1 pseudogene is annotated in these 271 nt (G+C 41.7%); it reads left to right on the top strand.

Annotation, left to right across the window (positions count from 1 at the left end):
• Positions 1 to 271: pseudogene (locus tag AAC155_RS24340) on the top strand (SAM-dependent methyltransferase); the annotation flags it as partial.

Here is a 271-nt window from a genome sequence, read left to right on the forward strand (position 1 = left end):
AGTCTGTTATTCAGCCATTCAAATAGCGAAGCGGCTCGCTATTTTATGGCATTAAATTCAAATTACCGATTCCTGAAACCGGGGCAAATTCTGCTGGTAGCAGATCCAGATTCCTATAATCCCCCGCATATCATACAGCTATTAAAACAATCTCAGTATGAAGTCAACCAATCCGTTTCAGCTCTGCCTAATGAATATGCTGTGTTTTTGCATCGTCATTTTGGCCTGTTTCACTATGTACTTGATCAAGGAGGAACCTTGGTTGGTACCG

Origin of the sequence: Photorhabdus sp. HUG-39 (assembly GCF_963878365.1) — a bacterium.
GTDB classification, from domain to species: Bacteria; Pseudomonadota; Gammaproteobacteria; order Enterobacterales; family Enterobacteriaceae; genus Photorhabdus; species Photorhabdus kayaii.